The sequence below is a fragment of the Halomonas sp. genome, assembly GCF_031581305.1.
GTDB lineage: Bacteria > Pseudomonadota > Gammaproteobacteria > Pseudomonadales > Halomonadaceae > Halomonas.
Window position 1 is genome coordinate 1 of record NZ_JAVLBC010000114.1, and the last position, 10,466, is coordinate 10,466.

A 10,466-nucleotide genomic window follows, 5' to 3' on the forward strand; every position below is an offset into this window, starting at 1 on the left:
GGGCGAAGGCCATGAACCGGCTGCACAGTTTTACAGCGCCGAGCTGAAAGCGCCGAGCTACAAGGGGACCGACGACGGGCCGCCATGCCCGGAACGCTCCTGTCTTGGGCCGCCTCCTGCTGGCATTGCCCTCGGCCCGTCGCTTGGCCGCTTGGCCGCTTGGCCGCTTGGCCGCTTGGCCGCTTGGCGCTGGTAGCTTGGCGCTCCGCGCTTCCGTAGAATACTCGCCACTTTCCACTCGCGAACACGCTTTCCAGGACAATCCCATGGGTTTCAACTGCGGTATCGTCGGCTTGCCCAACGTCGGCAAGTCGACCCTCTTCAATGCGCTGACCAAGTCCGGCATCGATGCCGAGAACTTCCCCTTCTGCACCATCGAGCCCAACGTGGGCATCGTGCCCATGCCAGACCCGCGCCTCGACAAGCTTGCCGAGATCGTGAAACCGCAGAAGGTGCTGCCCACCACCATGGAGTTCGTCGATATCGCCGGCCTGGTGGCCGGCGCCTCCAAGGGTGAAGGGCTGGGCAACAAATTCCTGGCCAATATCCGCGAGACCCAGGCCATCGCCCACGTGGTGCGCTGCTTCGACAATGACAACGTCATCCACGTCGCCAACCAGATCGACCCGCGCGCCGATATCGAGATCATCAACATGGAGCTCGCACTGGCCGACCTCGACACCGTCGAACGTGCCATCCAGCGCCTGGTGCGCGTGGCCAAGGGCGGCGACAAGGAGGCCATCGCCACCAAGGCGACCCTCGAGCGCATACAGCCCCACCTGGCGGAGGGCCTGCCGCTGAGAAGCTTCGGCCTGGACGACGACGAGAAGCATCAGCTCAAGAGCTTCGGCTTCTTGACCCTCAAGCCCACCATGTATATCGCCAACGTCAACGAGGACGGCTTCGCGGACAACCCCTACCTCGACGTGGTCAACGAGATCGCCGCCGAGGAAGGTGCCATGGTGGTACCGGTGTGCAACCAGATCGAGGCCGAGATCGCCGAGCTGGACGACGAGGAGCGCGCCATGTTCCTCGACGAGATGGGCATGGAGGAGCCGGGGCTCGACCGAGTGATCCGTGCCGGCTATGCCCTGCTCGGGCTGCAGACCTATTTCACCGCCGGAGTGAAGGAGGTTCGCGCCTGGACGGTCAAGGTGGGCGCCACCGCCCCCGAGGCTGCCGGCGTGATCCACACCGACTTCCAGAAAGGCTTCATCCGCGCCGAGGTCATCGCCTACGAGGACTTCGTCACGCTGGGTGGGGAGCAGGGCGCCAAGGATGCCGGCAAATGGCGCCTCGAGGGCAAGGAGTACATCGTCCAGGACGGCGACGTGATCCACTTCCGCTTCAATGTCTGAGCCGCGAAAGCCTTGACCCGACGGGGAGGATTCCTTAAAATACGCCCCCGTTGTTCGGCTACGTAGCTCAGCTGGTTAGAGCACATCACTCATAATGATGGGGTCCCCTGTTCGAATCAGGGCGTAGCCACCAGATACCGAAAAGCCCGCTTGGTTCGCCAGGCGGGCTTTTTTGGCATCGGGCATCGGGCATCGGGCATCGGGCATCGGGCATCGGGCATCGGGCATCGGGCAGCCAGCCTACCTTTGCCAGCACACCGCTTCTAGCTCGAGGCCCGTGGCTAAGGGGGTCAGGGCAATTCGGCGCGATTGCAGAATGCAGTAAGCACCCATGTCAGGTACTCCACATCCCGGGCGCCGGCTGTCTCGCGGATCGAGTGCATCGCCCACTGGGGTACGCCCACGTCCAGGGCCGGCACCCCTAGCTCGGTGGCGGTAATCGGGCCGATGGTGCTGCCGCAGCCCATGTCGGCCCGAGTCACGAAGCTCTGCACCGGCACCTCGGCGGCGCGGCAGAGGTCACGGAACAGCGCCGCCGTGGCGCTGTTGGTGGCATAACGCTGACTGGCATTGACCTTGATCACCGGCCCGCCGTTGAGTACCGGACCGTGGGCGGCATCGTGCTTGTCCGGGAAGTTGGGATGCAGGGCATGGGCGTTGTCGCAGGAGATCAGCCGAGAGGCCTGGATCAAGCGGATGAAACCCTCCTCCCCCGCCTCGCCGAGCTGGGCACTGACCCGCCGCAACACGTCGCCGAGGAAGGGCCCCTGGGCGCCGCAGGCGCTGGCGCTGCCGACCTCCTCGTGGTCGTTGGCCACCAGTACCGCGCCCTGGCGCCCGTCGCTCGCCAGCAAGGCCTCCAGACCGATGAAGCAGGAGAGCAGGTTGTCGAGCCGGGCACTGGCGATCAGCTCTCCGTCGACCCCGACCCGTGACGGCGGCTGCATGTCGCGGAAGGCGAGCTCGAAGTCGAGGAGTTCGATCTCGTCGAGGCCGTGCTGCTCGGCGACCCAGTGCTCGAGCAGACGCTCGAGATCGGGCCGCCCCCCGCCCTGCAAAAAGACCGGGGCCATCTCGGTCTGGGCGTTGATGGCACGGCCATTATTGGCCTCGCGATCCAGGTGAATGGCCAGGCTCGGGATGATCGCCACCGGCTGCTTGACATCGAGCAGCACGCCCTCGATGCGGCCATCGGCATGGCGCAGGTGCACCCGTCCGGCCAGCCCCAGGTCGCGGTCGAACCAGGGCGCCAGCAGGGCCCCACCGTAGACCTCGACGCCGAGTTGAAGCCAGCCCGCGGCACTCTGGGCCGGGTTGGGCTTGAGGCGCAGACCGGGGCTGTCGGTATGGGCACCGATCAGGCGCAGCGCCGTGAGCCGCTCGCGGGGCAGCTGCAGGGCGATGATCGAGGAGTCGTTGCGGGTGACGTAGACACTCTCCCCGGGAGAGAGAGACCAGGCCTCGGTCTCCTCGAGACGCCGGTAACCGGCTTCCTCCAGCCGTCTGGCCATGTTGGCCGTGGCATGCCAGGGCGTGGGGGATCGATGCAGGAAGTCGAACAGGCGCTCGAGTCGGGCATCCTGGGACATGGAATTCCTCTATTGCGGGCATTTCAGGGGTCTTGGTGGCACGACCAAGCTGATACAATGACGTTTCGGTCCATGCAACTCGTCAGCCGGTGCGGAGTCTGGATAGGTAACAAGTGTACACGAATCGGGGAGTGCTTCATCGATGAGCCTGTTAGTCACCCTTGGGCGCTCAGCGGCCCTGGCCCTACTGCTGGCCACCACGCCGGCCCTGGCTACCGTCGAACCGAGCGATGCCCAGCGCAAGGTGGCCGTGGAAGTAGCCGAATCGCTGCGCTATGGCCACTATGCGGATGTCAGCCTCGATGACGACTGGTCGCAGCGCGCCTACTCGCGCTTCCTGGACATCCTCGATGGCCAGCGCGCTTACTTACTGGACCACGACGTGGCTGCCTTCCGCGACCTGCAAACAGGCATGGACGAGGCGCTGCTCGACGGCGACCTGGCACGCCCCTTCGCCCTCTATCAGCGCTATCATGATCGCGCCGAGTCGCGCTTCGAATGGCTGCTCGACCGGCTCGACGAGGGTGTCGATTTCGCCTTCGACAGCGAAAAGCGCCTGGAGCTGGAGCGTGAGAATGCCCCCTGGGCTGGCGGGGAGGCGGCCCTGAACGAGCTGTGGATGAAGCGGCTCAAGAACGCAGCCCTGACGCTCGCCATCAGCGACCAGGACGCCGAACAGGTAGAAGCCACCTTGCGCCAGCGCTACGAGGGACAGCTGTCGCGTCTACGCCAGACCAATGAGGAGGATGTCTTCGGTCTCTTCATGGCCGCGGTGACCGGCAGCATCGACCCGCACAGCGAGTACCTCTCACCGCGCCAGGGTGAGTCCTTCGACATCCAGATGCGCCTCTCACTGGAGGGCATCGGCGCCCTGCTCCAGGCCGACGGCGAGTACGTCAAGGTCTCGAGTCTGGTGCCGGGCGGCCCCGCCGAGCGGGCCGGGGCCCTGCAACCGGCCGACCGCATCGTCGGCGTGGGCCAGGAGGGCGAGGAGATCGTCAACGTGGTGGGCATGCGCCTCGACGACGTGGTCGACCTGATTCGCGGCCCCAAGGGCTCCGTGGTACGCCTCGACGTGGTGCCCGCCCAGGCCGTCGACATGACGCGCTCCAAGGTCATCGAGATCACCCGCGACACCGTGGACCTGGAGGACCAGGCCGCCCAGGGCGAGGTCGTCGAGGTTGAGCGGGACGACGGCACCCACCGCGTCGGCGTGATCGAGATCCCCACCTTCTACGTGGACTTCGATGCCTGGCAGGCCGGCGAGGAGGACTACCGCAGCACCACCCGGGACGTGGCCAAGGAGGTGGAGCGGCTTCAGGCCGAGGGCGTTGAGGGGATCGTGCTCGACCTTCGCAACAACGGCGGCGGCGCCCTCCAGGAAGCCAACTCGCTGATTGGCCTGTTCATCGACCGCGGGCCCACCGTCCAGGTCCGCGATGCCCGCGGGCGCATCAGCCTCTACGGCGACACCGAGAGCGGCACCCTCTACGACGGCCCCCTGGCCGTATTGGTCAACCGTCTCTCGGCCTCGGCCTCCGAGATCTTTGCCGGCGCCATCCAGGACTACGGGCGTGGCCTGGTGGTGGGCTCCGATACCTTCGGCAAGGGCACGGTCCAGACCCTCAATGAACTCAGCCACGGCGAGATCAAGCTGACCCGAGCCAAGTTCTACCGCATCTCCGGGGAAAGCACCCAGCACCGCGGCGTGGAGCCGGACATCCGCTTCCCGAGCCTGATCGACCCCGAGCTCATCGGCGAGAGCAGCCTCGACAACGCCCTGGAATGGGATACGGTGCGCGAGGTGCAGTACCGCACCTACGGCGAGCCGCGCCAGTACCTGGAGACGCTGCGCAGTCGCCACCGCGAGCGCGCCGCAGAGCACCCGAACTTCCATTACCTCGAGCAGCAATCCACGTTGGCCAGCCGTCTACGCGAGCAGCACACCAGCGTCAGCCTCAATCGCGAGCAGCGCCAGCGCGAGGTGGAGGCCCAGGAGGCCGAGCAGCTCGCTCTGGAGAACGAGCGGCGACGCGCCCTTGGTCTGGACCCGCTGGAGGAGTGGATCGATGCCCGCGATGAGGAGGATGGCGAGGAGGAGCCGGTCGACCGCGCCCAGATCCTGGAGGCGGCCCAGATCCTGCTCGACTACACCCAGCTCGAGGGCACCTGGCACTACGCGGAACGCAGCTGACTCTCAACCTCCCGGAAGGGAAAGAAGCTACACGCAAAGACGCCGGGCCTGAAGGCCCGGCGTCTTTGCGTGTGCGCCTCGTCATGAAGAGAGTCGAAGGCCAGCCAGTGCGGTAGACCCGAGACCACAGGCGACGCGACCGTCAGGCGACGAGCAGATTCAGGTACGCCAGCAGGCACCCGGCGAGAGGGCGATGAAGCGTCGGAACGACAGAAACGGCAAGAGAATAAACAGCAAGAGGCGATGATGGCCAGACAGACCTGGCTCCCCGAACAGGACTCGAACCTGTGACCCAGTGATTAACAGTCACTTGCTCTACCAACTGAGCTATCGGGGAACGATGCAGGATAATGCGGAGGATGCGGCAGGTCAGGAGCGGTTGGCTCCCCGAGCAGGACTCGAACCTGCGACCCAATGATTAACAGTCATTTGCTCTACCAACTGAGCTATCGGGGAATGACCGGATGCCGCACTGTACCTTTTACTAAACGAGATCTTTCGCTGCAGAAGCGAAATTGGCTCCCCGAGCAGGACTCGAACCTGCGACCCAATGATTAACAGTCATTTGCTCTACCAACTGAGCTATCGGGGAATGACCTGAGGCACGTGGCGTAGTATACGGATCGAACTCGCAAGGTCAAGCGGGAATTGGGTTTCTCCCCTGTGCGAGGGGAGCGGAATCCAACGAAGAACGCCCACCAGGGCGAGACCTGGCGGGCGTTTTCGTGTGTCCTGGTGGCTACGCCCTGATTCGAACAGGGGACCCCATCATTATGAGTGATGTGCTCTAACCAGCTGAGCTACGTAGCCTTATCAACAGATTGCCCGACCGTAGCCGGGCAACGGGGTGGGATTATGCACGCGGACCCGCTGCATGGCAAGCCCGCGCAGACACTCACGCCTCGATATCGAGAGCCCGCTTGACCGCCGGCAACGCGGGCTCACCCTCGCGGGTCTCGACACCCTCGAGCCAGGTCTCCAGAACCCCGGGATTGGCCTGCAGGTAGTCACGGGCAGCATCGCGGGGGTCCGTACCCGCGTCCATGATTTCACCCATCAGCTGGTTCTCCATCTCGAGAGTGAACTCGAGGTTATCCAGCAGCGCACCGACGTTGGCGCACTCCTCGACGTAACCGCCACGGGTGTTGGTGTAGACGGTGGCACCTCCAAGGTCGGGGCCAAAGTAGTCATCGGCACCTTCCAGATACGCCATGTCAAAGTTGGTGTTCATGGGATGCGGCTCCCAGCCGAGGAACACCATCCACTCTTCCTCCGGCACCCGGGCGCTCAGCTCGGCGAGCATGCCGGCCTCACTGGAATCGACCAATTGCCAATCGCCAAGGCCGAAGGCGTCGTCATCGATCATCTGCTGAATCAGCGCATTGCCGTCATTGCCGGCCTCGATGCCGTGGATCAGGCTGTCGAACTGCTCGGCATGCTCGGCGAGATCGGCCACCGAGGTAACGCCAGCATCATGGACATACTGCGGTACCGCGAGGGTGTACTTGGCACCCTCCAGGTTGGCTGCCAGGCGATCAACATCGCCATCCTCGATATAGGGATTGCTGATCGATGCCATGGAGGGCATCCAGTTGCCCAGGAAGACATCGAAGTCGTTATTCTTCATGCCCTGGTAGGCGATCGGCACGGAGACGGTGTCGATACGGGTGTCGTAACCCAGCGCCTCGAGCACCTCGGTGGTGAGCGCGGTAGTCGCGGTGATGTCGGTCCAGCCGACCTCGGCAAAACGCACGATTTCACAGCTCTCGGGCGCTGCGGCCTGCAGCGGCGAAACGGAGACGCCGAGGGCAACGGCGCCGAGCCCCAGGGTCAAGCGACGATTCAGGTTGCGGGTGCACATGGAGGCATTCCTCTAGTTGGACATCAAGTATAGCCGCGGTGGCAGCACCAGCGGCCAGTAAAGTGGTCTGTCAAATCTTTATTGATTGAACGTTCAATAAAAAAATGGCAAGCTGTGCACATGGTAACCATGCTTCATGTGGTGGTTGCAAGGTCAATTCCTCGGGAAAGGAGCCAGCAACGGTGCCCAAGGTTGGAATGCAACCCATCCGCCGCCAGCAGTTGATCAAGGCCACCATGGCGGCGATCGACGAGGTCGGCCTCGCCGAAGCCACGGTGATGCGTATTGCCCGACACGCAGGCGTGTCCGCCGGCATCATCAGTCACTACTTCGGCGGCAAGGACGGCCTGCTGGAAGCCACCATGCGCCAGATCCTCAGCGCCCTGGGCGAAGCGGTGGCGGCGCGGCGTCGCGAGCTCACCACCACGAGCCCCAGGGATCACATCGGCGCCATCATCGACGGCAACTTCGATCGCAGCCAGGTTACCGGGCCGGTGGCCAAGACCTGGCTGGCCTTCTGGGCCAGCAGCATGCACAAGCCGGAGCTGGCGCGCCTGCAGCTGGTCAACGACCGGCGCCTCTACGCCAACCTTTGCTACCAGTTCCGCCGCGTGATGCCCCGTGACGAGGCGCGCACCTGTGCCCGAGCCCTGGCCGCCCTGATCGACGGCTTGTGGCTGCGCGGCGCCCTGACTCTCGAGGGCCTGGACAGCGACGAGGCACGTCGCCTGGCCCGCGATTACCTCGATCGCCTGCTCGACACCCGAGACACCCTTTCCCCTTCCTGAATGGAGACCACCATGGCATCCCTTGAGACCCAGACCCTGTACATCGACGGTCGTTGTACGACCGCCACCTCCGGCGAAACCTTTGCCGTGGTCAACCCCTTCGACGGCACGCGGCTTGCCGAGGTGCAGCAGGCCTCCAAGGCCGATGTAGACACCGCTGTGGCAGCAGCCCGCAAGGGCCAGCAGGCCTGGGCGGCGATGACCGGCATGGAGCGCGGCCGCATCCTCAACCGCGCCGTGGCGCTGCTGCGCAGCCGCAATGACGAGCTGGCCGAGCTCGAGACCCGCAATACCGGCAAGCCGATCAGCGAGACGGCCGCGGTGGACATCGTCACTGGTGCCGACGTACTCGAGTATTACGCCGGCCTGGCGCCTGCCATCGAGGGCAGCCAGATTCCGCTTCGCGAGACGTCCTTCATTTATACGCGTCGCGAGCCGCTGGGGGTGATCGGTGCCATCGGCGCATGGAACTACCCCATTCAGATCGCCTGCTGGAAGAGTGCCCCGGCTCTGGCCGCCGGTAATGCCATCGTCTTCAAGCCCAGCGAGGTCACCCCGCTGACCACCCTGCGGCTCGCCGAGATCTTCACCGAGGCGGGGCTCCCCGATGGCGTCTTCAACGTGATTCAGGGCGACGGCAGCGTCGGGGCCCTGATGACCGGGCATCCCGGCATCGACAAGGTCTCCTTCACCGGTGAGGTAGATACCGGCAAGAAGGTGATGGCCGCCGCCGGGGGCTCCACCCTCAAGGACGTGACCATGGAACTGGGCGGCAAGTCGCCGCTGATCGTCTTCGCCGACGCCGACCTGGACCGGGCCGCCGACGCCGCCATGATGGCCAACTTCTACTCCAGCGGGCAGATCTGCACCAACGGCACTCGGGTCTTCGTCGAGGGCTCGGTGAAGGAGGCCTTCGAGGCGAAGATCGCTGAGCGCATGGCGCGCATCAAGGCCGGCGACCCCATGGACCCCAGCGTCAACTTCGGCCCGCTGGTGAGCTTCGAGCATCAGGAAAAGGTGCTCTCCTACATCGCGCTGGGGAAGCAGGAAGGCGCGACGGTGCTGGCCGGCGGCGACGCCTGGGACGAGGGCGAGCGGGCGAAAGGTGCCTGGGCGGCCCCTACGGTGTTCACCGACTGCACCGACCAGATGCGCATCGTGCGCGAGGAGATCTTCGGCCCGGTGATGGCGATCCTGGCCTTCGATGACGAGGAGGAGGTGATCCGCCGGGCCAATGACACCCACTACGGGCTGGCCGCCGGGGTCTTCACCGAGCGCCTCAACCGCGCCCATCGGGTGATTCAGCGTCTGGAGGCGGGCATCTGTTGGATCAACACCTGGGGGGAGTCCCCCGCCGAGATGCCGGTAGGCGGTTACAAGCAGTCCGGCGTGGGCCGCGAGAACGGCCTCGAGACCCTGGCCCACTACACCCAGACCAAGTCGGTGCAGATCGAGATGGGTCCCTTCGAATCGGTCTTCTAAGACTAGCATCGCCTATTGCCTCGCCCACCCCACCTGCCCGGGGCGCCGGGGGCAGGTCATAGCGAGGGTCCTATGCCAGGGATGGCATCGGTAGCGCCCAGGGATGGGTTCACAGCGCCCTCGCGAAGGCCTGCCGCCGGAACAGCCCCGTATTGAAGTTGCCTCGGGAGACACCATGTCCCAGATCCGTGAATTCGACTACGTCATCATCGGCGCCGGCTCGGCCGGCAACGTGCTCGCCAATCGCCTGACCGAGGACGAGGGCGTCAGCGTGCTGCTGCTCGAGGCCGGCGGCCCCGACCACCGCTTCGACTTCCGCACCCAGATGCCGGCGGCCCTGGCCTATCCGTTGCAGGGCAAGCGCTACAACTGGGCCTTCGAGACTGACCCCGAGCCGCACATGGATGGGCGACGCATGGAGTGCGGCCGTGGGAAGGGGCTGGGGGGCTCCTCGCTGATCAACGGCATGTGCTACATCCGCGGCAACGCACTGGACTACGACCACTGGGCCAAGGCCCCCGGTCTCGAGGACTGGACCTACGCCGACTGCCTACCCTACTTCAGGAAGTCCGAGAGCCGCGATATCGGCCCCAACGTCTACCATGGCGGCGACGGGCCGGTCAGTGTCACGACCCCGAAAGAGGGTAATAACCCTCTGTATCGCACCTTTATCGAGGCGGGCAAGCAGGCCGGCTACCCTGAGACCGAGGACGTCAACGGCTACCAGCAGGAGGGCTTCGGCCCCATGGACCGCTTCGTCACCCCGAACGGCCGGCGCGCCTCCACGGCCCGTGGCTACCTCGACCTGGCCAGGGGACGATCGAACCTGACCATCGAGACCCGCGCCCTCACCGATGTCATCGAGTTCGAGGGCAGACGGGCCGTGGGCGTGCGCTACTTTCTCAAGGGCAATCGCAAGGGCGGGGAGCGCCGGGCCCGTGCCCGCCGCGAGGTGCTGCTGTGCGGCGGGGCCATCGCCTCGCCGCAGATCCTGCAGCGTTCGGGCGTGGGCCCCAAGGAGGTCCTGGACGAGTTCGGCATCGCGCCGGTGCAGGTCAACGACAACGTCGGCGCCAACCTCCAGGACCATCTGGAGATGTACATCCAGTACGAGTGCACCCAGCCGATCTCCCTCTACCCAGCGCTGAAGTGGTGGAACCAGCCGAAGATCGGCGCCGAATGGCTCTTCCTGGG

Annotated in this window: 7 protein-coding genes and 5 tRNA genes; 6 read left to right on the forward strand and 6 right to left on the reverse strand. The window is 65.1% G+C overall.

Annotation, left to right across the window (positions count from 1 at the left end; all coding sequences use genetic code 11):
* Positions 1–266: 266 nt before the first annotated feature.
* Complete coding sequence (gene ychF / locus RI841_RS10555; protein WP_310705564.1) at positions 267–1,358, forward strand: redox-regulated ATPase YchF; 1,092 nt, start codon at positions 267–269, stop codon at positions 1,356–1,358.
* A 56-nt stretch (positions 1,359–1,414) separates the two neighbouring features.
* Positions 1,415–1,491: transfer RNA gene (locus tag RI841_RS10560), tRNA-Met, on the forward strand.
* A 157-nt stretch (positions 1,492–1,648) separates the two neighbouring features.
* Here the strand turns inward: RI841_RS10560 and RI841_RS10565 are convergent.
* Positions 1,649–2,947 (reverse strand): M18 family aminopeptidase, encoded by a 1,299-nt coding sequence (locus RI841_RS10565; RefSeq protein WP_310705565.1) that lies wholly within the window; start codon positions 2,945–2,947, stop codon positions 1,649–1,651.
* Positions 2,948–3,089: 142 nt separating this feature from the next.
* On the opposite strand from RI841_RS10565, the gene RI841_RS10570 reads away from it, so the two are divergent.
* Complete coding sequence (locus tag RI841_RS10570) at positions 3,090–5,141, forward strand: carboxy terminal-processing peptidase (RefSeq protein WP_310705566.1); 2,052 nt, start codon at positions 3,090–3,092, stop codon at positions 5,139–5,141.
* A gap of 261 nt (positions 5,142–5,402) precedes the next feature.
* Here the strand turns inward: RI841_RS10570 and RI841_RS10575 are convergent.
* The 5 genes from RI841_RS10575 to RI841_RS10595 form a co-directional block, all read right to left on the reverse strand.
* Positions 5,403–5,478 (reverse strand) — tRNA-Asn (locus tag RI841_RS10575).
* A gap of 43 nt (positions 5,479–5,521) precedes the next feature.
* Positions 5,522–5,597, reverse strand: a tRNA-Asn gene (locus tag RI841_RS10580).
* Positions 5,598–5,657: 60 nt separating this feature from the next.
* A tRNA-Asn gene (locus RI841_RS10585) sits at positions 5,658–5,733 on the reverse strand.
* A gap of 141 nt (positions 5,734–5,874) precedes the next feature.
* Positions 5,875–5,951 (reverse strand) — tRNA-Met (locus RI841_RS10590).
* An 85-nt stretch (positions 5,952–6,036) separates the two neighbouring features.
* Complete coding sequence (locus RI841_RS10595; RefSeq protein ID WP_310705567.1) at positions 6,037–7,002, reverse strand: choline ABC transporter substrate-binding protein; 966 nt, start codon at positions 7,000–7,002, stop codon at positions 6,037–6,039.
* Positions 7,003–7,184: 182 nt separating this feature from the next.
* Here RI841_RS10595 and betI point away from each other — a divergent pair, with 182 nt between their 5' ends.
* The 3 genes from betI to RI841_RS10610 form a co-directional block, all read left to right on the forward strand.
* Complete coding sequence (gene betI / locus RI841_RS10600) at positions 7,185–7,790, forward strand: transcriptional regulator BetI (RefSeq protein ID WP_310705568.1); 606 nt, start codon at positions 7,185–7,187, stop codon at positions 7,788–7,790.
* Between the two features lie 12 nt (positions 7,791–7,802).
* Complete coding sequence (gene betB, locus RI841_RS10605; protein WP_310705569.1) at positions 7,803–9,272, forward strand: betaine-aldehyde dehydrogenase; 1,470 nt, start codon at positions 7,803–7,805, stop codon at positions 9,270–9,272.
* 175 nt (positions 9,273–9,447) lie between these two features.
* Positions 9,448–10,466 (forward strand): GMC family oxidoreductase N-terminal domain-containing protein (locus RI841_RS10610; RefSeq protein WP_310705570.1); only part of this gene is annotated, 1,019 nt, incomplete at its 3' end.